Source organism: Streptomyces sp. V4I2, assembly GCF_030817655.1.
GTDB classification, from domain to species: domain Bacteria; phylum Actinomycetota; class Actinomycetes; order Streptomycetales; family Streptomycetaceae; genus Streptomyces; species Streptomyces plumbiresistens.
Genome location: NZ_JAUSZM010000003.1, coordinates 6308395 through 6331256 on the forward strand (window position 1 = coordinate 6308395; position 22862 = coordinate 6331256).

The 22862-nt window shown below is 68.7% G+C and carries 20 protein-coding genes and 1 pseudogene; 17 read left to right on the forward strand and 4 right to left on the reverse strand.

The window, feature by feature from the left end:
* Positions 1-80: 80 nt before the first annotated feature.
* Positions 81-1295 carry an acyltransferase family protein gene (locus tag QFZ76_RS29950; protein WP_373464545.1) on the forward strand — a complete coding sequence of 405 codons (1215 nt, stop codon included), beginning with the start codon at positions 81-83 and terminating at the stop codon, positions 1293-1295.
* Positions 1296-1330: 35 nt separating this feature from the next.
* On the forward strand, positions 1331-2026 hold the full coding sequence (locus QFZ76_RS29955) for a demethylmenaquinone methyltransferase (RefSeq protein ID WP_307676622.1): 696 nt from the start codon (positions 1331-1333) through the stop codon (positions 2024-2026).
* Here the strand turns inward: QFZ76_RS29955 and QFZ76_RS29960 are convergent.
* Positions 2013-2366: a PASTA domain-containing protein gene (locus QFZ76_RS29960; RefSeq protein ID WP_266435367.1), complete on the reverse strand. Its 354-nt coding sequence runs from the start codon at positions 2364-2366 to the stop codon at positions 2013-2015. The two genes, QFZ76_RS29955 and QFZ76_RS29960, sit on opposite strands and share 14 nt — an antisense overlap.
* Before the next feature lie 79 nt (positions 2367-2445).
* Positions 2446-2723 (reverse strand): annotated as a pseudogene (locus QFZ76_RS29965) (GNAT family N-acetyltransferase); the annotation flags it as partial.
* Between the two features lie 122 nt (positions 2724-2845).
* Between QFZ76_RS29965 and QFZ76_RS29970 the strand changes: the two are divergent.
* Positions 2846-4135, forward strand: coding sequence for a geranylgeranyl reductase family protein (locus tag QFZ76_RS29970; protein ID WP_307676623.1), 1290 nt, complete (start codon positions 2846-2848; stop codon positions 4133-4135).
* Here the strand turns inward: QFZ76_RS29970 and def are convergent, their stop codons facing one another.
* Positions 4136-4762, reverse strand: coding sequence for a peptide deformylase (gene def, locus QFZ76_RS29975; RefSeq protein WP_307676624.1), 627 nt, complete (start codon positions 4760-4762; stop codon positions 4136-4138). It lies immediately after the preceding gene.
* A gap of 336 nt (positions 4763-5098) precedes the next feature.
* Complete coding sequence (locus tag QFZ76_RS29980; RefSeq protein WP_307676625.1) at positions 5099-5908, reverse strand: C40 family peptidase; 810 nt, start codon at positions 5906-5908, stop codon at positions 5099-5101.
* Positions 5909-6654: 746 nt separating this feature from the next.
* On the opposite strand from QFZ76_RS29980, the gene QFZ76_RS29985 reads away from it, so the two are divergent.
* From QFZ76_RS29985 to nuoN, 14 genes are read left to right on the forward strand one after another with little or no spacing between them, the layout of a single operon-like run.
* Positions 6655-7014 carry an NADH-quinone oxidoreductase subunit A gene (locus QFZ76_RS29985; RefSeq protein ID WP_007383963.1) on the forward strand — a complete coding sequence of 120 codons (360 nt, stop codon included), beginning with the start codon at positions 6655-6657 and terminating at the stop codon, positions 7012-7014.
* 13 nt (positions 7015-7027) lie between these two features.
* The gene (locus tag QFZ76_RS29990) at positions 7028-7582 is read left to right on the forward strand and encodes an NADH-quinone oxidoreductase subunit B family protein (protein ID WP_018528252.1); all 555 of its coding nucleotides are present in this window, start codon (positions 7028-7030) and stop codon (positions 7580-7582) included.
* Positions 7579-8334 (forward strand): NADH-quinone oxidoreductase subunit C, encoded by a 756-nt coding sequence (locus tag QFZ76_RS29995; RefSeq protein WP_307676626.1) that lies wholly within the window; start codon positions 7579-7581, stop codon positions 8332-8334. The genes QFZ76_RS29990 and QFZ76_RS29995 overlap by 4 nt, the downstream gene beginning before the upstream one ends.
* The gene (locus QFZ76_RS30000) at positions 8331-9653 is read left to right on the forward strand and encodes an NADH-quinone oxidoreductase subunit D (protein ID WP_307676627.1); all 1323 of its coding nucleotides are present in this window, start codon (positions 8331-8333) and stop codon (positions 9651-9653) included. The genes QFZ76_RS29995 and QFZ76_RS30000 overlap by 4 nt, the downstream gene beginning before the upstream one ends.
* Entirely contained in the window at positions 9650-10522 is an 873-nt protein-coding gene (gene nuoE / locus QFZ76_RS30005) for an NADH-quinone oxidoreductase subunit NuoE (protein WP_307676628.1), read from the forward strand. The genes QFZ76_RS30000 and nuoE overlap by 4 nt, the downstream gene beginning before the upstream one ends.
* Entirely contained in the window at positions 10519-11871 is a 1353-nt protein-coding gene (gene nuoF, locus QFZ76_RS30010) for an NADH-quinone oxidoreductase subunit NuoF (protein ID WP_307676629.1), read from the forward strand. The genes nuoE and nuoF overlap by 4 nt, the downstream gene beginning before the upstream one ends.
* Positions 11868-14372 carry an NADH-quinone oxidoreductase subunit G gene (locus QFZ76_RS30015; protein ID WP_307676630.1) on the forward strand — a complete coding sequence of 835 codons (2505 nt, stop codon included), beginning with the start codon at positions 11868-11870 and terminating at the stop codon, positions 14370-14372. Before nuoF ends, QFZ76_RS30015 begins: the two co-directional genes overlap by 4 nt.
* Positions 14369-15733 carry an NADH-quinone oxidoreductase subunit NuoH gene (nuoH, locus tag QFZ76_RS30020; protein WP_307676631.1) on the forward strand — a complete coding sequence of 455 codons (1365 nt, stop codon included), beginning with the start codon at positions 14369-14371 and terminating at the stop codon, positions 15731-15733. Before QFZ76_RS30015 ends, nuoH begins: the two co-directional genes overlap by 4 nt.
* Positions 15726-16376 carry an NADH-quinone oxidoreductase subunit NuoI gene (gene nuoI, locus QFZ76_RS30025; RefSeq protein ID WP_266435345.1) on the forward strand — a complete coding sequence of 217 codons (651 nt, stop codon included), beginning with the start codon at positions 15726-15728 and terminating at the stop codon, positions 16374-16376. The genes nuoH and nuoI overlap by 8 nt, the downstream gene beginning before the upstream one ends.
* On the forward strand, positions 16373-17215 hold the full coding sequence (locus tag QFZ76_RS30030) for an NADH-quinone oxidoreductase subunit J (RefSeq protein WP_307676632.1): 843 nt from the start codon (positions 16373-16375) through the stop codon (positions 17213-17215). Before nuoI ends, QFZ76_RS30030 begins: the two co-directional genes overlap by 4 nt.
* Positions 17212-17511 (forward strand): NADH-quinone oxidoreductase subunit NuoK, encoded by a 300-nt coding sequence (nuoK, locus tag QFZ76_RS30035; protein ID WP_004927567.1) that lies wholly within the window; start codon positions 17212-17214, stop codon positions 17509-17511. Before QFZ76_RS30030 ends, nuoK begins: the two co-directional genes overlap by 4 nt.
* A 14-nt stretch (positions 17512-17525) precedes the next feature.
* A complete protein-coding gene (gene nuoL / locus QFZ76_RS30040) occupies positions 17526-19499 on the forward strand; it encodes an NADH-quinone oxidoreductase subunit L (RefSeq protein ID WP_307676633.1) in 1974 nt (657 codons plus the stop codon).
* 6 nt (positions 19500-19505) lie between these two features.
* A complete protein-coding gene (locus QFZ76_RS30045; RefSeq protein WP_307676634.1) occupies positions 19506-21083 on the forward strand; it encodes an NADH-quinone oxidoreductase subunit M in 1578 nt (525 codons plus the stop codon).
* Positions 21080-22729 (forward strand): NADH-quinone oxidoreductase subunit NuoN, encoded by a 1650-nt coding sequence (nuoN, locus tag QFZ76_RS30050; RefSeq protein WP_307676635.1) that lies wholly within the window; start codon positions 21080-21082, stop codon positions 22727-22729. The genes QFZ76_RS30045 and nuoN overlap by 4 nt, the downstream gene beginning before the upstream one ends.
* The last annotated feature ends 133 nt before the right edge of the window (positions 22730-22862 follow it).

A 22862-nucleotide genomic window follows, 5' to 3' on the forward strand; every position in this document is an offset into this window, starting at 1 on the left:
GGGCGGCGGGCAAGGCCGCGGCGTTGCAGAAGCCACGGGTCATCCTCGCCCTGCTGCTCCTCCTCGCCCTGACCAGCATCATGCTGCTCGACGGCTATCTGCGTGCCGAGGTCGGCGGCGACCAGCGCGTACGCGACGGGGCCAGTGCCAACAAGGTGCCGGACAAGATCCCCAACGGCGGGCCCATCGTGAGCTTCCGGGGCGGTCAGGCCACGACACTGTCCGTGCCGGACAAGACGATCGCGCTCACCTTCGACGACGGCCCCAACCCGACGTACACGCCCCGGGTCCTGGAGATCCTGGAGAAGTACGACATCCCCGCCACGTTCTTCGTGGTCGGCTCGATGGTCTCGCGCTACTCGGGTTCCATGGGGATCATGTTCGGCCTGGCCGGCACGCTGATGGCCAAGTCCCTGGAGCGCCCGCCGCTCACGGTGGTGAAGAGCCGGCTGCGCCGACTCCTGCCGCCGTTCTGGTTCTGGGGCTTCTTCGTGGTCGTCGCGATGCTGGTCCACGGCTGGATGCCGGGCCGGCAGATCGTCTACTGGATCGTCCCGCTCGGCGACCCGCCGGGCAACGAGTGGGGCGTACAGGCCTGGGAGATCCTCTGGTACCTGCGGACGTATCTGTGGTTCGTCCTGCTCTCCCCGCTCCTGCTGAAGGTCTTCCGGCTCGCCCCCGTCCCGGTGCTCCTGCTGTCGCTCTGCCCGATCCTGGTCCTGACCTTCCTCTGGTCGGGCCCGGACAACCGCCTCGGCAGCGCACTGTGGGACCTGTCGACGTACCTCTTCTGCTGGCTCCTCGGCTTCGCCCACCGCGACGGCGTGCTCCGGCGGACGCGGCCCGCGGTGGTCGTCGTGCTGTCGCTCGCCGCGATGGGGTACGGCGGCTGGTACGCCGTCGGCCACCAGGCCGAGTTCGGCACCTACGACCTCGACGGGATCCCTCTCGCGCAGGCCTTCTGGTCGGCCGGTTTCGTGCTGCTCCTGATGTGGGCCAAGGCCCGCTGCCGGATCGACTTCGCCGGGCTCACCCGCTTCCGGCGGCTGGACAGGCTCGTGACGGTCTTCAACGCGCGCGCGGTCACGATCTACCTCTGGCACGAGATCGCGCTGATCCTGACGGTCCCGCTGATCGACCGGTTCTGGCAGGTGCCGGCCTTCGAGACGTATCTGCCGCTGGAGAGCCAGTGGTTCATGTTCGGCGTCGGCTGGATCCTGATCGCCGGGTTCGTCCTGGGATGCGGATGGGTGGAGGACGTGGCGGCGAGGAGGAAGCCGCGGCTGCTCCCCTGAGCGGACGCGGGGGGACGTACTGCAACAATGGCCCCGTGACCCGCGCTTCCCTGAACAAGCAGCCGCACGAAGTCGCCTCGATGTTCGACGACGTGGCGGAACGGTACGACCTGACGAACGACGTGCTCTCGCTCGGCCAGGACCGGGTGTGGCGCAAGGAGGTCGCCACGGCGGTCGACGCCCGCCCCGCGCAGAAGGTCCTGGACCTGGCCGCCGGTACGGCCACGTCCTCGCTGCCGTTCGCCCGCACCGGCGCGTACGTCGTCCCCTGCGACTTCTCCCTCGGCATGCTCCAGGTCGGCAAGCGCAAACACACCTGGCTGCCGTTCACCGCGGGCGACGCGACGAAGCTGCCCTTCAAGGACGACACGTTCGACGCCGTCACCATCTCCTTCGGGCTGCGCAACGTGCAGGACACCGACACGGCCCTGCGCGAGATGCACCGCGTGACCAAGCCCGGCGGCCGGGTCGTGATCTGCGAGTTCTCGCACCCGACCTGGGCGCCCTTCCGCACGGTCTACACCGAGTACCTGATGCGCGCCCTGCCGCCGGTCGCGCGCGCGGTGTCGTCCAACCCCGACGCGTACGTCTACCTCGCCGAGTCCATCCGCGCCTGGCCCGACCAGCCCGCGCTGGCCGAGCGTCTCCAGAAGGCCGGCTGGTCGAGGGTGGCCTGGCGGAACCTGAGCGGTGGGATCGTGGCGCTGCACCGGGGCTTCAAGGCGAGTTGAACCCGGCCACGGCGTAGTACGGGGCGCCCGGTTCGTCGAGCTCGCGCTGCATGCCGCCGCCGCCCGGACGTGGCAGGCGCGGCTCGTGCACGCCCGCGCCGCCGCCGCCCTCACCCTCACCGAACTCGAACCACACGGTCACCACGGCCCCGCGCGGAATCTCGGCGCCGGGTGGCGGGTACTGCCGTACGACGTACTCCACGACCGTGCGACGGAAGTCGGGCCGGTCGGGAGCGGCGAGCAGCACGCCGCCCGCCTCGGCCGCCTCGCGCGCGTCCACGGCCATCAGACCGACCAGCTTCGGCACCCGCACCTCGGGCGATTTGGGTGTTATTCGCACAGATGTCACCCCCAGCGGTACTGGCAGGGTAACCCCGGGTGTATGCTGCCCGGAAGCGCCAAGTGTCTTTCTGTGACAGTCAGTTACTGTGCGTAATCATCGGCTTCTGCGGATCGAGCCGGTAGCAGTGACCCTCCCGCTCCGGCGCCGGCGTCCGGAACACCTCGGCGAGGCGCATGCCCAGTCGGCGAGTGACCGCGACGGACCGGGTGTTGCCTGCGTCGATCTGGCGACCACCTTTGGCACCCCCGCCGCACGCAGCCGTTCCAGCGTCATCCGGGCGGCGGCGGTGGAGTATCCCCGGCCCCGCTGCTCGCGCCCGAGCCGCCGACCGATCTCGATCTCGCCCGTCGGCCCCCGGTCCGCGGAGAGCTCGGTTCACAGGGCAGCCCTTCAGCCGGGTGATCAATTCTGCTGAATAGACTGCCCATGTCCAGTGCCGGTCGGCACGCAGATTCCGAACTTGGGGAGATCCCGCCGTGACCGAGCCCCTCTCCGAAAACACCGCCGATGTGATCGTCGTCGGCGCGGGGCCAGCCGGCTCCACCACCGCCTACCACCTCGCCAAGGCCGGACTCGACGTACTCCTGCTGGAGAAGACCGAGTTCCCGCGCGAGAAGGTCTGCGGTGACGGACTCACCCCGCGCGCCACCAAGCAACTCGTGGCCATGGGCATCGACATCTCCGAGGAGGCTGGCTGGCTGCGCAACAAGGGCCTGAGGATCATCGGCGGGGGTGTGCGGTTGCAGCTGGACTGGCCGGATCTCGCCTCCTTCCCGGACTACGGCCTCGTCCGCAAGCGCGACGACTTCGACGAGCAACTGGCCCGGCAGGCACAGAAGGCGGGAGCGCGGCTGTACGAGCGCTGCAACGTGGGCGCGCCGATCCTCGACGACCGCAGTGGCCGCATCACCGGCGTCCACGCCAAGCTCGGTGACACCGGGGAGAAGCGCGAGGTCACCTTCCACGCGCCGCTGGTCGTCGCCGCCGACGGCAACTCGACCCGGCTCTCGCTGGCGATGGGCCTGCACCGCCGCGAGGACCGCCCGATGGGCGTGGCCGTCCGTACGTACTTCACCTCGCCGCGCCACGAGGACGACTACCTGGAGTCCTGGCTGGAACTGTGGGACCGGCGGGGCGCCGAGGACCGTCTCCTCCCCGGCTACGGCTGGATCTTCGGCATGGGCGACGGCACCTCGAACGTCGGCCTCGGCGTCCTGAACACCTCGGACTCCTTCAAGGAACTCGACTGGCGCGAGGTCCTGAAGGCCTGGTGCGCGTCGATGCCGGAGGACTGGGGCTACACCCCCGACAACATGACCGGGCCCATCCGCGGCGCCGCCCTCCCCATGGCCTTCAACCGCCAGCCCCACTACACCAAGGGCCTGCTGCTGGTCGGCGACGCCGGCGGCCTGGTGAACCCCTTCAACGGCGAGGGCATCGCGTACGCCATGGAGTCCGGCCAGATCGCCGCCGACGTCATCGTCCAGGCCCACGCCCGCTCGACCCCTTCGGGGCGCGAACTGGCCCTTCAGCGCTACCCCCGCGTCCTCAAGGACACCTACGGCGGCTACTACACGCTGGGCCGCGCCTTCGTGAAGCTCATCGGCAACCCGAAGGTCATGAAGATCGCGACCCAGCGCGGCCTGTCGCACCCCCTGTTGATGAAGTTCACGCTGAAGATGCTCGCCAACCTCACCGACCCGACGGGCGGCGACGCAATGGACCGCATCATCAACGGCCTGAGCAAGGTGGCGCCGAAGGCGTGATCAGCCGCTGAGGGCGGCTGTGTTGGCGGCCCGGCGGGCGAAGACCTCTTCGCGCCGGTCCGCCACCTGCCGCAGCGCGTCCTTCCGCTCCCGCTTGGAGAGCCGGTCGAGATACACCTGCCCGTTCACATGGTCGGTCTCGTGGGCGAGGCAGCGGGCGAAGTACCCCGTGCCCTCGATGACGAGAGGCTCGCCGTCCTTGTCGAGCCCGCGCACGACGGCCCGGTCCGGACGCGGTACGTCCATCACGGCGCCGGGCACCGACAGGCACCCCTCGTTGTCGTCGAGCAGCCGTCGCCCGGCCGGGGGGAGCGGATCCAGCACCGCGTTGACGATGTGTCCGACATGCCGGACACCGTCGTCGTCCGGGCAGTCGTAGACGAACAGCCGCAGATCGACGCCGACCTGGTTCGCGGCGAGTCCCGCGCCTTCGGCGACGTACATCGTCAGGAACATGTCGTCGATCAGCGCCGCGAGATCGGGACCGAACTCGGTCACGTCCCGACACGGCTTGTGCAGGACTCCCTCACCCACCTCGGTGATGCGCCGTACAGACCCGCGCCGGGCGTCGGGTGCGAGCGGGGGATACGAGTCGACGGGCCTGCCCTGCACGAACACGCTTGGCATGACGGTTTCTCCTGTCGTGTGCGGTGGGGAAGCCGGGTTCCGCCTTCCGGAGCCCCTCCCCACCTCCGTTGCTCATGACAACAGACCACACACAGCAGCCCCGGAACCAGACCGGCCGGACCGGCCACACCCGCAGCCGCTTCCTGGCGGGCGCCGGGGAACTCGCCCCGTGCGACGCCCTGCGGACGGACTGGATGACCGGCGTGACGTTCTACCTGCGCACGCCCACCCCCGTCGTGCACGGCCACTTCAACGACCGGCTCCGGCCTCGGAGGAGCCGGATGGGGCCGCAGCCCCCGAGCGGCTGCGGCCCCATCCGTACTGTTGTTGCTTGCGTCAGAGCACCCGCACCGCTCCGGTCGGCGGGTCGTAGGACAGCGACTTCTCGGCGACGCCCGTGGACGGGTTCTGCGCGCCGACGAACATGCCGTCGCCGACGTAGACCGCCACGTGGTACGCGCTTCCCGCGCTGCCCCAGTACAGGATGTCGCCCGGCAGCAGGTTGTCGAGCGAGACCTGGGTGCCGGCGGTCGACTGGTCCTGCGAGACGCGCGGCAGGCTGACGCCGATCTGGTTGAAGGCGGCCTGCACGAGGCCGGAGCAGTCCCAGGAGTTCGGGCCGGTGCCGCCGGAGACGTAGGCGTCACCGACCTGCGCCTTGACGAAGGCGATCACCGCGGCGGCCGAACCGGTGGCCGTGGACGTGCTCGTGGACGTGCTGGCGCTCGCCGAGGCGGACAGGGTGGCCCGCTCGGTGGTGCGGGACGCGCGCTCGGCAGCGGCCTTGCGAGCGGCCTCCTGGGCCGCCTTCTTCTTGTCCTCGGCCTTCTGCTTCGCCTCCGCGAGGTCCGCCTTGGCCTGCTTCGCGGCCTTTGCGGCGGCCGCGTCACGCTCGGCCTGCAGCTGGTAGTTCGCCGCCGCCTGCTGCGTGGCGTCGGCGGACTCGGCGACCTGCGTGGCCAGGTCGGCCGTCAGGGTGGGCAGTTCAAGGGTCTGCGTCACGGGCTCGGCCGCGTTCGCCGAACCCGACGCCCCGGCCACTGCCAGGGTACTGAGGACGCCACCGGCAACTCCGGCCCGCATCGCGATGGTCGACGCGCTGCGGCGGGGTTTCCGGTGGCTGCGTATGTGAGCGGTGTGGGACATGAGAACAACCGGTATCAGGGGCTCCTCCATACCTTCAAGAAACGTGTGGTGCGCCACAGTTGTTCAATCGGTGTTCCGAACGCCGGGTGTGTCGTTCTTTATTGACGCCGTAACGGACATTGCGGACGCGAGTGATCATGGCTGTGATCATGGGCTTTCGTTGTTACGTCCGAATTGCCCGCCGCCTACCACTGGTGGGGACAGGTGGCCAACCCCGCTTCTCGTGGGCTTCTCGGGGATGTGGTGGAGGTCACGCAACGGTTACGAGTGCGGGTGCGTCCGGTGTGCGGAACGCGTCGAGCCGAGCTCGTGAATGTGTGCACGCGTCCACACCGTGCACCGTGGCTCCCCCTGATGTGTGAACGGGGTCCTCTACCAAGGCGTCGCGTCCAGCACCAATTTGCATGCAAGGGAAGTCTCTTGATATGGAGACTCACCTTTCGACCTGCGCCGACGAGCGAAACTGTCACGTCTGGTGATCACCCGGACGCTTCTCGTACGAAGATCGGCACTCGTCCGACTTCATGATCCTTCGTCAGGTGGTGGAGATCACAAAGCTTGTGCAATACCCCGTGTCGCAGATCACAGAGCGGCAGGCATAAGATGCGAGGCAGTTGGGCTTGTGACCTGCTTCACATGTTCGCGATCTTCGCCGGGACTAGCGGGGCTCTCGGGACATGTGAGGCGGATGTGAGTCCGATGTGCCATCGCCAGCAGTCAGTGCCGACTGAGAGGAGCGAGGAGCGGTGAACGCGTATGCGCCCATCCTCGTACTGGGAGCCCTCGGGGCAGGCTTTGCGATCTTCTCCGTGGTCATGGCCACGCTGATCGGTCCGAAGCGGTACAACCGGGCCAAGCTCGAGGCCTACGAGTGCGGAATCGAGCCGACCCCCACGCCGGCCGGCGGCGGGCGCTTCCCCATCAAGTACTACCTGACGGCGATGCTCTTCATCGTCTTCGACATCGAGATCGTCTTCCTCTACCCCTGGGCCGTCACCTTCGACGCCCTGGGTGTTTTCGGGCTCGTGGAGATGCTGCTCTTCGTGCTCACCGTCTTCGTCGCGTACGCGTACGTATGGCGGCGCGGCGGCCTGGAATGGGACTGAGGGGCCTTTAGTCATGGGACTCGAAGAAAAGCTGCCGAGCGGTTTCCTGCTGACCACCGTCGAGCAGGCCGCGGGCTGGGTGCGTAAGTCGTCCGTCTTCCCCGCCACCTTCGGCCTCGCCTGCTGTGCCATCGAGATGATGACCACCGGCGCCGGCCGCTACGACCTGGCGCGCTTCGGCATGGAGGTCTTCCGCGGTTCGCCGCGGCAGGCGGACCTGATGATCGTCGCCGGCCGGGTCAGCCAGAAGATGGCGCCGGTGCTCCGGCAGGTCTACGACCAGATGCCGAACCCGAAGTGGGTGATCTCCATGGGGGTCTGCGCCTCCTCGGGCGGCATGTTCAACAACTACGCCATCGTCCAGGGCGTCGACCACATCGTGCCGGTCGACATCTATCTGCCCGGCTGCCCGCCACGGCCCGAGATGCTGATGGACGCCATCCTCAAGCTCCACCAGAAGATCCAGTCCTCCAAGCTCGGCGTGAACGCCGAGGAGGCGGCCCGTGAGGCGGAGGAAGCGGCGCTCAAGGCCCTGCCGACGATCGAGATGAAGGGGCTGCTGCGGTGAGCGACGCGAACGGCACCAACGGGGCGTCGAACGGGGTGAATCCCGAAAAGGACCTCGGCGCCTCCAACCTCCCCGGCCAGCGCGGCGAGGGCGGTGAGGAGATCCGTGTCCAGCGCGGCATGTTCGGCGCCAACAACGGCGGCGACACCTCCGGCTACGGCGGCCTGGTCCGCTCCGTCCGGCTCCCGGGCCCGACGAGCCGCCCCTACGGGGGATGGTTCGACGAGGTCGCCGACGAGCTGGAAGGCGCGCTGGAGGAGCAGGGCCTCCTCCCCGAGAACGCGATCGAGAAGACGGTCGTCGACCGCGACGAGCTCACCTTCCACATCGAACGCGAGCACCTGCTGCGCGTCGCCCGCACCCTGCGCGACGACCCCGCCCTGCGCTTCGAGCTGTGCACGGGCGTGAGCGGAGTCCACTACCCGCACGACAAGGGCCGCGAGCTGCACGCCGTCTACCACCTGCGCTCGATCACCCACAACCGGCTGATCCGCCTGGAAGTCAGCGCTCCGGACAGCGACCGGCACATCCCGTCGCTGGTCTCCGTGTATCCGACCAACGACTGGCACGAGCGCGAGACCTACGACTTCTTCGGCATCGTCTTCGACGGTCACCCGGCCCTGACGCGGATCATGATGCCGGACGACTGGCAGGGCCACCCGCAGCGCAAGGACTACCCCCTCGGCGGCATCCCCGTCGAGTACAAGGGCGCCCAGATCCCGGCTCCGGACCAGCGGAGGTCGTACTCGTGAGCACTTCCCACGCCTCCCCCAGGGAGACCACCGAAGGCACCGTATACACGGTCACCGGCGGCGACTGGGACGAGGTCGTCCAGTCCGCGGCCCGCGCCGACGACGAGCGCATCGTCGTCAACATGGGCCCCCAGCACCCCTCCACCCACGGAGTGCTGCGCCTCATCCTGGAGATCGACGGCGAGACGGTCACCGAGGCCCGCTGCGGCATCGGCTACCTCCACACCGGCATCGAGAAGAACACCGAGTTCCGCACGTGGACGCAGGGCACCACGTTCGTGACGCGCATGGACTACCTGACGTCCTTCTTCAACGAGACCGCCTACTGCCTCGCCGTCGAGAAGCTCCTCGGCATCGAGGACCAGATCCCCGACCGCGCCACCCTCATCCGGGTGCTCCTGATGGAGCTGAACCGGCTGTCCTCGCACCTGGTGTGCATCGCCACCGGCGGCATGGAACTCGGCGCCACCACGATCATGATCTACGGATTCCGTGATCGTGAAATGATTCTCGACATCTACGAGCTCATCACGGGCCTGCGGATGAACCACGCGTACATCCGCCCCGGCGGACTCGCGCAGGACCTGCCGCCCGGCGCGGTGGACCACATCCGCGAGTTCGTGAAGAAGATGAAGAAGAACCTCCCGGAGTACGACAAGCTCGCCACCGGGAACCCCATCTTCAAGGCCCGCATGCAGGACGTCGGCTATCTCGACCTGACCGGCTGCATGGCTCTCGGCGCCACCGGCCCGATCCTTCGCTCCGCCGGCCTGCCGCACGACCTGCGCAAGGCACAGCCGTACTGCGGGTATGAGACGTTCGACTTCGACATCCCCACCGCCGACTCCTGCGACTCCTACGGCCGCTTCCTGATCCGGCTGGAGGAGATGCGCCAGTCCCTCAGGATCGTCGAGCAGTGCCTGGACCGGCTGCAGCCCGGCCCGGTCATGGTCGCCGACAAGAAGATCGCCTGGCCCGCCCAGCTCGCCCTGGGCCCGGACGGTCTGGGCAACTCCCTCGACCACATCAAGAAGATCATGGGCACCTCCATGGAGGCCCTGATCCACCACTTCAAGCTGGTCACCGAGGGCTTCCGCGTACCGCCGGGACAGGCATACGTGGCCGTCGAGTCGCCCAAGGGCGAGCTCGGGGTGCACGCCGTCTCCGACGGCGGCACCCGCCCCTACCGGGTCCACTTCCGAGACCCGTCCTTCACCAACCTGCAAGCCATGGCGGCGATGTGCGAGGGCGGCCAGGTCGCCGACGTCATCGTCGCTGTCGCGTCCATCGACCCCGTGATGGGAGGCGTCGACCGGTGACCACCTCTTCTTCGGAGCGGGGCGTCAGCCTGGGCATGCCCGAGCTGCCCGCGCCCGCATACCCGGACGACGTCCGCACCCGGCTGGAGACGGACGCGCGGGAGATCATCGCCCGCTACCCGGACTCCCGCTCGGCCCTGCTGCCGTTGCTGCATCTCGTGCAGTCGGAGGAGGGCCACGTCACGCGCACCGGGATGCAGTTCTGCGCGGACGTGCTCCACCTGACCACGGCCGAGGTCACCGCGGTCGCCACCTTCTACACCATGTACCGGCGCCGGCCGAGCGGTGACTACCAGGTCGGCGTCTGCACCAACACGCTGTGCGCGGTGATGGGCGGCGACGCGATCTTCGAGTCCCTCCAGGAGCACCTGGGCGTCGGCAACGGCGGGACCACCGAGGACGGCAAGGTCACCCTGGAGCACATCGAGTGCAACGCGGCCTGCGACTTCGCGCCGGTCGTGATGGTCAACTGGGAGTTCTTCGACAACCAGACCCCGGCGAGCGCCAAGCGCCTCGTCGACGACCTGATCGAGGGGCGGCCGGTCGAGCCCACGCGCGGGGCGCCGCTGTGCACCTTCAAGGAGACCGCCCGGATCCTGGCCGGCTTCCCCGACGAGCGGCCCGGGGCCGTCGAGGCGAGCGGCGGAGCGGGACCCGCTTCGCTGGTGGGCCTTCGCCTGGCAAGGGGAGAGGCCGCACCCGCGCGCGTGGTCCATCCGCGCGACGGCGGACCGCACGACGAGCCGCAGGACAGGGCGGTGCACCATCCGTCACCGGCGGAGCACCTGAGCTCGCACGACGCGCCGCAGGACACGTCGGCCTCCGACCCCGCCCACCCGGCAGGGCCTACCGCCGAGGAGGGGGAGTGATGACCTTGGCACCCGAGATCAAAGACACCAGCCCCGAGAAGCTGCTCGCACCCGTGCTGTCGGCCTTCTGGGACGAGGACAGGTCCTGGACGCTGGACGTCTACCGAAGGCACGAAGGGTACGAGGGACTCCGCAAGGCGCTCGCCATGTCGCCGGACGACCTGATCGCGTACGTCAAGGACTCCGGTCTGCGTGGTCGCGGCGGTGCGGGATTCCCCACGGGAATGAAATGGCAGTTCATTCCCCAAGGGGATGGAAAGCCGCACTATCTAGTTGTCAACGCCGACGAGTCGGAGCCCGGAACGTGCAAGGACATTCCGCTCCTCTTCGCGAACCCGCATAGCCTCATCGAGGGCATTGTCATCGCGTGTTATGCCATCAGGTCTTCGCATGCCTTCATCTATCTGCGCGGTGAAGTCGTCCCTGTGTTGCGGCGGTTGCACGAGGCCGTGCGTGAGGCCTACGCGGCGGGCTACCTGGGCGAGAACATCCTGGGCAGCGGACTCGACCTCCAGCTCACGGTGCACGCGGGCGCGGGCGCGTACATCTGCGGTGAGGAGACCGCACTGCTCGACTCGCTCGAAGGCCGCCGGGGTCAACCGCGGCTCCGTCCCCCTTTCCCTGCTGTCGCGGGCCTCTATGCGTGCCCGACTGTTGTGAATAACGTCGAGTCGATCGCGTCGGTTCCCGCCATCCTGCAAAAAGGAAAGGAATGGTTCAGGTCGATGGGCAGCGAGAAGTCCCCGGGCTTCACGCTCTACTCGCTCAGCGGCCACGTCGCCAGCCCCGGCCAGTACGAGGCCCCGCTCGGCATCACCCTTCGCCAACTCCTCGAGATGAGCGGCGGGATGAGGCCCGGACACCGGCTGAAGTTCTGGACGCCCGGCGGCTCCTCGACGCCGATGTTCACCGAGGAGCACCTCGACGTCCCTCTTGACTACGAAGGAGTGGGCGCCGCGGGTTCCATGCTCGGCACAAAAGCTCTGCAGTGCTTCGACGAGACGACCTGCGTCGTGCGTGCCGTGACCCGCTGGACCGAGTTCTACGCCCACGAGTCCTGCGGCAAGTGCACACCGTGCCGTGAAGGGACGTACTGGCTCGTGCAGTTGCTGCGCGACATCGAGGCCGGCAAGGGCGTCATGTCCGACCTCGACAAGCTGAACGACATCGCCGACAACATCAACGGCAAGTCCTTCTGCGCCCTCGGCGACGGCGCCGCCTCGCCGATCTTCTCCTCGCTCAAGTACTTCCGCGAGGAGTACGAGCAGCACATCACGGGCCGTGGCTGCCCCTTCGACCCGGCCAAGTCGACGGCCTGGGCCGACCACCGCACGGAGGTGAACGCATGACCGTGACCACCAACGCTCCCTCGGGCGGGGGAGAGGCGGCGGTCCCGCCGGAAGATCTCGTGTCGCTGACGATCGACGGCGTGGAGATCAGCGTGCCCAAGGGCACCCTGGTCATCCGGGCCGCCGAGCAACTCGGCATCGAGATCCCCCGGTTCTGCGACCACCCGCTCCTCGACCCGGCCGGCGCCTGCCGCCAGTGCATCGTCGAGGTCGAGGGCCAGCGCAAGCCCATGGCGTCGTGCACCATCACCTGCACGGACGGGATGGTGGTGAAGACCCACCTCACCTCGCCGGTCGCCGAGAAGGCACAGCACGGTGTCATGGAGCTGCTCCTCATCAACCACCCGCTGGACTGCCCGGTCTGCGACAAGGGCGGCGAGTGCCCGCTGCAGAACCAGGCCATGTCGCACGGTCAGGCCGAGTCCCGCTTCGAGGGAAAGAAGCGGACCTACGAGAAGCCCGTGCCGATCTCCACGCAGGTGCTGCTCGACCGTGAGCGGTGCGTGCTGTGCGCCCGCTGCACCCGGTTCTCCAACCAGGTCGCGGGCGACCCGATGATCGAGCTGATCGAGCGGGGCGCGCTCCAGCAGGTCGGCACCGGTGAGGGCGACCCCTTCGAGTCGTACTTCTCCGGCAACACCATCCAGATCTGCCCGGTCGGCGCGCTGACCTCGGCGGCGTACCGATTCCGCTCCCGCCCCTTCGACCTGGTCTCCTCGCCGTCCGTGTGCGAGCACTGCTCCGGCGGTTGCGCCACGCGCACCGACCACCGGCGCGGCAAGGTCATGCGGCGGCTCGCGGCCGAGGACCCCGAGGTCAACGAGGAGTGGATCTGCGACAAGGGGCGCTTCGCGTTCCGGTACGCCCAGCAGCGGGACCGGCTCCAGCACCCGCTGGTGCGCAACGCCGAGGGCGACCTCGTGCCGGCGTCCTGGCCGGAGGCGTTGCAGATCGCCGCTCAGGGTCTGCTCGCTTCCCGGGGCCGGACCGGTGTCCTGACCGGCGGCCGGCTCACCATCGAGGACGCCTACGCGTACAGCAAGTTCGCGCGCGTGGCGCTCGACACCAACGACATCGACTTCCGCGCGCGCGTGCACAGCCCGGAGGAGGCCGACTTCCTGGCCGCCCGGGTCGCCGGACGCGGCCGGGACCTCGACGGTACGGGCGTCACGTACACCGCTCTGGAGAAGGCACCCGCCGTTCTGCTGGTCGGGTTCGAGGCCGAGGAGGAGGCGCCCGGCGTCTTCCTCCGGCTGCGCAAGGCCTGGCGCAAGCACGGGCAGAAGGTGTTCTCCCTCGCCACGCACGCCACACGTGGCCTGGAGAAGGCCGGCGGCACGCTGCTGCCCGCAGCTCCCGGCACCGAGACCGAGTGGCTGGACGCGCTCGCGAGCGGGGTCGGTCTGGAGGACGACGGCGCGAAGGCCTCCGAGGCGCTGCGTACCAAGGGCGCGGTGATCCTGGTGGGCGAGCGGCTGGCCGCCGTGGCGGGCGGCCTGACCGCCGCCGTACGGGCCGCCTCCGCGACCGGCGCCCAGCTGGTGTGGATCCCGCGCCGGGCCGGGGAGCGCGGTGCCGTGGAGGCGGGCGCGCTGCCCACGCTGCTGCCGGGCGGGCGTCCGGCCACCGACCCGCGCGCGCGGGACGAGGTCGCCGTGGCCTGGGGCCTGGCCGAACTCCCGCACCGCTACGGGCGCGACACCGGCCAGATCGTCGAGGCCGCCGCCGGCGGTGAGCTCCAGGCGCTGCTGGTCGCGGGCGTCGAGGTCGCCGACCTGCCCGACCCCGCACGCGCGCGTGAAGCGCTGCGCGAGGCCGGCTTCCTGGTGTCGCTGGAACTGCGGCCGAGCGAGGTCACCGAACTCGCGGACGTCGTCCTGCCGGTGGCCGCGGTCGCCGAGAAGGCCGGCACCTTCCTCAACTGGGAGGGCAGGGTGCGCTTCTTCGAGGCCGCGCTCAAGCCCGACCACATGACCCGGCGCCTCGCACCCACCGACGCGCGCGTGCTGCAGATGCTGGCCGACGCCATGGACGTACACCTGGGTCTGCCGGATCTGCGGACCGCGCGTGCGGAGCTGGACCGGCTCGGGGCCTGGGACGGTCCCCGGGCCACCGAACCCCTGGAGACCGCGGCGCAGTTGCCGCGGCCGGCCGCCGGTGAGGCCGTACTGGCCGGGCACCGGCTGCTGCTCGACCAGGGCGTCCTCCAGGAGGGCGACGAGGCGCTCGCCGGGACGCGGCACGCGGCCCACGCGCGCGTGTCGCCCGCAACGGCCGCCGAAGCCGGTGTGAAGGACGGCGACCTGCTCGCCGTGACCGCGAGCACCGGAACGGTCGAACTTCCCCTCAGGATCACCGAGATGCCCGACCGCGTGGTCTGGCTCCCGCTGAACTCCCTGGGTGGCGGCGTCGCCTCCGACACCGGGGCGCTGCCCGGCGCACTCGTCCGCATCGGTCCGGCGACGCTCGCCGCCGAAGCCCTCAAGGAGGTGGAGGCATGAGCCCGTACCTCGCCGCTGAAGACCTCTCGATGTTCGGCACCGATCCCTGGTGGCTGGTCGTCGTCAAGGCGGTGTTCTGCTTCGCCTTCCTGATGCTGACCGTGCTGTTCTCCATCGTGTGGGAGCGCAAGGTCGTCGCCTGGATGCAGCTGCGCATCGGCCCCAACCGGCACGGCCCCTGGGGCATGCTCCAGTCGCTCGCCGACGGCATGAAGCTGATGCTCAAGGAAGACGTCGTCGTCAAGCGCGCGGACAAGGTGGTGTACATCCTCGCGCCGATCGTCGCGGCCATCCCGGCCTTCATGGCGATCGCGGTGATCCCCTTCGGGCCGGCCGGCAACGAGATCTCGATCTTCGGCCACCGCACCGCGATGCAGCTCACCGACCTGCCGATCGCGATGCTCTACATCCTCGCGGTCGCCTCGGTCGGCATCTACGGCATCGTCCTCGCGGGCTGGAGTTCCGGATCCACCTACCCGCTCCTCGGCGGTCTGCGCTCCTGCGCGCAGATGATCTCGTACGAGATCGCCATGGGCGCCGCGTTCGCCTCGGTGTTCCTCTACTCGGGATCGATGTCGACCTCGACGATCGTCGAGCAGCAGCACGACCGCTGGTACATCGTCCTGCTGCCGGTCTCCTTCGTGATCTACATCGTGACGATGGTGGGCGAGACCAACCGCGCCCCCTTCGACATGCCGGAGTCCGAGGGCGACCTGGTGGGCGGCTTCAACACCGAGTACTCGTCGATCAAGTTCGCGATGTTCATGCTCGCCGAGTACGTGAACATGGTGACGGTCTCGGCCGTGTCCGTGACGCTCTTCCTGGGTGGCTGGCGGGCTCCATGGCCGGTCAGCACCTTCTGGGAGGGCGCGAACCACGGCTGGTGGCCGATGCTCTGGTTCGTCGTCAAGGTGCAGCTGCTGCTGTTCTTCTTCATCTGGCTGCGCGGCACCCTCCCGCGTGTCCGCTACGACCAGCTGATGAAGCTCGGCTGGAAGGTCCTCATCCCGGTCTCCCTGGTGTGGCTGATGCTCGTGGCCACCGTGAGGACCCTCAGGAACGAGAACTACGACTTCGCCGACATCGCCCTCTACATCGGCGGCGGCGTCCTCGTCCTGCTGCTGCTCTCCTTCGTCGTCGACATGTTCCGCGAGAAGGCGAGGGTGGCCGAGCGGCCCCTCGAGGAACCGGTCGGCTTCGACCCGATGGCGGGCGGGTTCCCCGTGCCTCCGCTGCCGGGGCAGGAGCTTCCGCCGGTGCCGCGGCGCAGTCCGCGCCGCGAGCGCGAGTTGATTGTCAGTGGTGGACCGGATACTGCGAGTGACGGATCTTCGGATGGAAAGGAGGCGTCCGATGGCTGAGGAGCCCAAGGAGGCCGGGCAGACGAAGCCTGGCTTCCAGAACCCTGTGGCCGGCTTCGGCGTGACCTTCAAGGCCATGTTCAAGAAGCGGCTGACCGAGCAGTACCCGGAGCAGCAGAAGACCACTGCCCCCCGGTTCCACGGACGGCACCAGCTCAACCGCCATCCGGACGGCCTGGAGAAGTGCGTCGGCTGCGAGCTGTGCGCCTGGGCCTGCCCCGCCGACGCCATCTATGTGGAGGGCGCCGACAACACCGACGAGGAGCGCTACTCGCCGGGCGAGCGGTACGGCCGCGTCTACCAGATCAACTACGCCCGCTGCATCCTGTGCGGCCTGTGCATCGAGGCGTGCCCCACGCGCGCGCTCACGATGACCAACGAGTTCGAGCTGGCCGACTCCAGCCGCGCCAACCTCATCTACACCAAGGAGCAGCTGCTCGCCGGCCTCGAAGAGGGCATGGTCGACAGCCCGCACTCCATCTTCCCGGGGACGGACGAACAGGACTACTACCGGGGCCTGGTGACCGAGGCAGCGCCCGGCACGGTGCAGCAGGTCGCGCTCTCCAAGGGCGAGGTTCCGCAGGAGGCCGCGTCGACCTTCGGCGAGGACGAGCCGACGTCGGAGAAGGTGATCGGCCGATGAGCGCGCAACTCGCCGCCTACTCCACCTCCACCGGAGAGGCCTTCCAGTTCTGGGTCCTCGGCACCGTTGCCGTGATCGGCGCCCTGTGCACCGTCTTCATGAAGCGGGCCGTGCACAGCGCGCTCTGTCTCGCCGGAACCATGATCATCCTGGCCGTGTTCTACCTCGCCAACGGCGCCTACTTCCTCGGCGTCGTCCAGATCGTCGTCTACACCGGCGCGATCATGATGCTGTTCCTGTTCGTGGTGATGCTCGTCGGCGTCACCGCGGCGGACTCCCTGAAGGAGACCATCAAGGGCCAGCGCTGGCTGGCCCTGACCTGCGGGCTCGGCTTCGGCATCCTGCTGTTCGCGGGCATCGGCAACGCCTCCCTGACGGAGTTCAACGGCCTCGCCCAGGCGAACGCGAGCGGCAATGTGGAGGGCCTGGCGGCCCTCATCTTCACGAAGTACGTCTTCGCCTTCGAGATCACCGGCGCCCTGCTGATCACGGCCGCCGTCGGCGCCATGGTGCTCACACACCGCGAGCGCACCGAGCGGGCCAAGACCCAGCGCGAGCTGTCCGAGGAGCGCGTCCGCGAGGGCAAGCACCTGCCGCCGCTGCCGGCGCCCGGTGTGTACGCCCGGCACAACGCCGTGGACATCGCGGGCCTGCTGCCCGACGGCACCCCGTCCGACCTCACCGTCAGCAAGACGCTGCGGGAGCGCGGCCAGATCCGTGACGTGTCGCAGGAGGCGCTCAACGACCTGCGGGCCCTGGAGCAGCGCGCCGAGGAGCGCCTGGAGCGCACCGGGATCGAGCAGGCCAACCTCAAGCGGTCCGAGGAGGCGTCGAAGTGAACCCCGTCAACTACCTCTATCTCGCCGCCCTGTTGTTCACGATCGGCGCCACCGGGGTGCTGATCAGGCGCAACGCGATCGTCGTGTTCATGTGCGTCGAGCTGATGCTCAACGCCTGCAACCTCGCGTTCGTCGCCTTCTCCCGGATGCACGGCAACCTCGACGGCCAGATCATCGCCTTCTTCACGATGGTCGTCGCCGCCGCGGAGGTCGTGGTCGGGCTCGCGATCATCGTGTCGCTGTTCCGTTCCCGCCACTCGGCCTCGGTCGACGACGCCAGCCTGATGAAGCTGTAAGGGGTCGCTGAACCGTGACTAATGCTGAGAACCTGATTGCGCTGCTCGTCGCGGCGCCCCTGCTCGGAGCGGCGGTCCTGCTGTGCGGCGGCCGGAGACTGGACGCCGTCGGCCACTGGATCGGCACGGCCCTGGCCGCCGCGTCCTTCGTGTTCGGTGCGATCCTCTTCGTCGACCTGCTCGGCAAGGACGCCGAACACCGGACACTGACCCAGCACCTGTTCAGCTGGGTGCCGGTCGAGGGCTTCCAGGCGGACGTCGCCTTCCAGCTCGACCAGCTGTCGATGACGTTCGTCCTGCTGATCACCGGCGTCGGCTCGCTGATCCACCTGTACTCCGTCGGGTACATGGAGCACGACGAGCGGCGCCGCCGCTTCTTCGGCTATCTGAACCTGTTCCTCGCGGCGATGCTGCTGCTCGTCCTGGCCGACAACTACCTGCTGCTGTACGTCGGCTGGGAGGGCGTCGGTCTCGCCTCCTACCTGCTGATCGGCTTCTGGCAGCACAAGCCCAGCGCCGCCACCGCCGCGAAGAAGGCCTTCCTGGTCAACCGCGTCGGCGACGTGGGCCTGTCGATCGCCATCATGCTGATGTTCACGACCTTCGGGACCTTCGCCTTCGGCCCGGTGCTCGGCACCCACGAGGAGCCCGGGCTCGTCGGTGACACCTCGGAGGCCACGCTCACCGGCATCGCCCTGATGCTGCTGCTCGCCGCCTGCGGCAAGTCCGCCCAGGTGCCGCTGCAGTCCTGGCTCGGGGACGCGATGGAGGGCCCGACCCCGGTCTCGGCCCTCATCCACGCCGCGACGATGGTGACCGCGGGCGTGTACCTGATCGTCCGCTCTGGGGCCGTCTTCAACGCGGCGCCCGACGCGCAACTCGTCGTCACCATCGTCGGCGCCGTCACGCTCCTGTTCGGTGCGATTGTCGGTTGCGCGAAGGATGACATCAAGAAGGCGCTGGCAGGCTCGACCATGTCGCAGATCGGCTACATGGTCCTGGCCGCGGGCCTCGGCCCCATCGGCTACGTCTTCGCGATCATGCACCTGGTGACGCACGGCTTCTTCAAGGCCGGACTGTTCCTCGGCGCCGGTTCGGTCATGCACGGCATGAACGACGAGGTCGACATGCGCAAGTACGGCGGCCTCAGGAAGTACATGCCGGTCACCTTCGTCACCTTCGGACTCGGCTACCTCGCCATCATCGGCTTCCCCGGCCTGTCCGGCTTCTTCTCCAAGGACAAGATCATCGAGGCGGCCTTCGCCAAGGGCGGCACCGAGGGCTGGATCCTCGGCGGTTGCGCTCTGCTGGGCGCGGCCATCACGGCGTACTACATGACGCGCGTGATGCTGATGACGTTCTTCGGAGAAGAACGCTGGCGTCACACCAAGACGGCCTCTCCGGCCGAGCCGAGTGTGGAGCCCGCCGCCGAGCACCGCGGCGAGCACGCGGAACCGCACCCGCACGAGTCGCCCAGGTCCATGACGATCCCGATGATCGCGCTGGCCTTCGGATCGGTGTTCGCGGGTGGCTTCTTCAGCATCGGCGACCGCTTCCTGCACTGGCTGGAACCCGTCACCGGCCACGACCACGGACACCCGCCGGTCAGCGCGCTGACGGTCACCCTCGCCACGATGGTGGTGCTGGTCGTCGGCGTGGCGATCGCCTGGGCCCAGTACGGCCGCCGCCCGGTCCCGGTGCTCGCCCCGCGCGGGTCGCTGCTCACCCGGGCCGCCCGGCGCGACCTGCTCCAGGACGACTTCAACCACGTGGTCCTGGTCCGCGGCGGCGAGCACCTCACGCGCTCCCTGGTGTACGTCGACCACACCCTGGTCGACGGTGTCGTCAACGGCACGGCGGCCTCGATGGGTGGCCTCTCCGGGCGGATGCGCAAGCTGCAGAACGGCTTCGCACGGTCGTACGCGGTCTCGATGTTCGGCGGTGCGGCGGTCCTCGTCGCCGCGACCCTGCTGATGAGGGCGGTCTGATTACCGATGTCCTTTCCTCTGCTGACAGTGACGGCGGCGCTCCCGGCCCTCGGGGCGATCGCCACGGCCGCTGTGCCGGCGGCGCGGCGCACCGCCGCCAAGTGGCTGGCGCTGCTCGTCTCACTCGCCACGCTCGTCCTCGCGATCGTCGTCCTGGTCCGCTTCGACCCGGATTACGTCGCCAAGGACGGCAACTTCTACCAGCTCACGGAATCCCACTCGTGGATCGCGGACTTCGGGGTGCGCTATGAGCTGGGCGTGGACGGCATCGGGGTGGCGCTCATCGCGCTGACCGCCCTGTTGATCCCGTTCATCATCCTCGCGGGCTGGCACGACGCCGACCCGCTGGAGACGGGCAACACCCGCTGGCGGCCCACCCAGGGCTTCTTCGCCCTGATCCTGGCCGTCGAGGCGATGGTGATCATCTCCTTCGAGGCCACCGACGTCTTCCTCTTCTACATCTTCTTCGAAGCCATGCTGATCCCGATGTACTTCCTCATCGGCGGCTTCGGGGACCGTGCCCACCAGCACGGCGAGGAGGCGGCGTCGACGCAACGGTCGTACGCCGCGGTGAAGTTCCTCCTCTACAACCTGGTCGGCGGACTGATCATGCTGGCCGCGGTGATCGGCTTCTACGTGGTGGCCGGACACTTTTCGCTTCAGACGATCGCCCAGCACGGCTTGCCGGACATGGCGACCAGCACCCAGCGCTGGCTGTTCCTCGGGTTCTTCTTCGCCTTCGCGGTGAAGGCGCCCCTGTGGCCGCTGCACACCTGGCTGCCCAACGCGATGGGGGAGGCCACCGCCCCGGTCGCCGTCCTCATCACCGCGGTCGTCGACAAGGTGGGCACCTTCGCGATGCTCCGCTTCTGCCTCCAGCTGTTCCCGGAGGCGTCGAAGTGGGCGACGCCCGTCATCCTCGTCCTGGCGCTGATCAGCATCATCTACGGGGCGCTGCTCGCCGTCGGCCAGCGGGACATCAAGCGACTGGTGGCGTACGCGTCGATCTCGCACTTCGGCTTCATCATCATGGGCATCTTCGCGATGACCAGCCAGGGCCAGTCGGGCGCGACCCTCTACATGGTCAACCACGGCATCTCGACGGCCGCGTTGATGCTGGTGGCCGGCTTCCTGATCTCGCGGCGCGGCTCGCGGCTCATCGCCGACTACGGCGGAGTGCAGAAAGTCGCTCCGGTCCTCGCCGGCACCTTCCTGATCGGTAGTCTGGCGACCCTGTCGCTGCCCGGCCTCGCGCCGTTCGTGAGTGAGTTCCTCGTCCTGGTCGGCACGTTCGCGCGCTACCCGGTGATCGGGATCATCGCCACCTTCGGCATCGTGCTCGCCGCGCTCTACACCCTCGTCCTCTATCAGAGGACGATGACGGGCCCGGTGAAACCCGAGGTCGCGGCGATGCCCGACCTCAGGGTGCGGGAGCTCGTGGTGGTCGCCCCGCTGGTCGTACTGCTGATCTTCCTGGGTGTCTATCCGAAGCCCGTCACCGACATCGTGAATCCGGCGGTCAAGCAGACCATGTCCGACGTGGACAAGAAGGACCCCCAGCCCGAGGTGGAGGCGGCCAAGTGAGCGCAGTAGCCGTCCACAGCCTGTGGACAACCGCGGCGGAACCGATCGCGAAGATCGATACGCCGACGTTCGAATACGGACAACTGTCGCCCACCTTGATCGTCGTCGGCGCGGCGATCGTCGGGGTGCTGGTCGAGGCGTTCGTCCCGCGCAAGTCCCGCTACTACGCCCAGATGTTCGTGTCCGTCGTCGCGCTGGTCGCCGCCTTCGCCGCGGTCGTCGCGCTCGCCGCCGACGGATACGGCACGACCAAGGCGCGCATCGCGGCGATGGGCGCGATCGCGGTCGACGGGCCGGCCCTCTTCCTGCAGGGCACGATCCTGCTGGTGGCCCTGGTCGCCCTGTTCACCTTCGCCGAGCGGCGGCTCGACCCGGAGGCGCACGGCAACCGCGTCGACTCCTTCGCCGCGCAGGCCGCCTCAGTGCCGGGCAGTGACAGCGAACAGGCCGCGGTGAAGGCCGGGTTCACCACCACCGAGGTGTTCCCGCTGCTGCTGTTCGCCGTCGCCGGCATGCTGATCTTCCCCTCGGCCAACGATCTGCTGACGCTCTTCGTGGCCCTGGAAGTCTTCTCCCTCCCGCTGTACCTGTTGTGCGCGCTGGCCCGCCGCAAGCGGCTCCTGTCGCAGGAAGCCGCGGTCAAGTACTTCCTGCTCGGCGCGTTCGCCTCCGCGTTCACGCTGTTCGGCATCGCCCTGCTGTACGGCTACGCGGGCTCGATGTCGTACGCGACGATCGCGCAGGTCGTCGACGGCCAGGTCCAGACCGTCAACCCGGCGCTCGCGGACACCATGGGCAACGACGCACTGCTGCTCATCGGCGCCGCCATGCTGGTGATGGGCCTGCTGTTCAAGGTCGGCGCCGTGCCGTTCCACATGTGGACGCCGGACGTCTACCAGGGCGCGCCCACGCCGGTGACCGGGTTCATGGCCGCGGCGACCAAGGTGGCCGCCTTCGGCGCGCTGCTCCGGGTGCTGTACGTCATCCTGCCCGGCCTGCGCTGGGACTGGCGGCCGGTCATGTGGGGCGTCGCGGTCGTCACCATGCTCGGCGGTGCGATCGTCGCGATCACACAGACCGACATCAAGCGGCTGCTGGCGTACTCGTCAATTGCGCACGCGGGATTCATCCTCGCGGGTGTCATCGCGACCACGCCCGACGGTATCTCGTCCGTCCTCTTCTACCTGGCCGCGTACTCGTTCGTGACGATCGGCGCTTTCGCGGTGGTCACCCTGGTGCGGGACGCGGGCGGAGAGGCGACGCACCTGTCCAAGTGGGCCGGACTCGGCCGGCGGTCACCGCTGGTGGCGGCCGTGTTCGCGGTGTTCCTGCTGGCCTTCGCGGGCATCCCGCTGACCTCGGGGTTCGCCGGGAAGTTCGCCGTGTTCAAGGCGGCGGCGGAGGGCGGCGCGGCCCCGCTGGTCGTGGTCGGTGTGATCTCGTCCGCGATCGCGGCGTTCTTCTACATCCGCGTCATCGTGCTGATGTTCTTCAGCGAGCCGCGGCCCGAGGGACCGACCGTGGCCGTGCCGTCGCTGCTGACGACGACCGCGATCGGCGTCGGCGTGGCGGTCACGCTGGTGCTCGGTGTGGCGCCGCAGTACTTCCTGGACCTGGCCAACCAGGCGGGAGTCTTCGTGCGCTGATCGCGCTGATCTGCGCTGCTCGTGCCTGCTGCGGCCCCGGTTCCCTCGTGGGAGCCGGGGCCGCCTGTGGATAACTCCGATGGTGTCAGTCCTGACCCCTATCGTGGAGGCAGTGGTCGAGGGACGACGTACG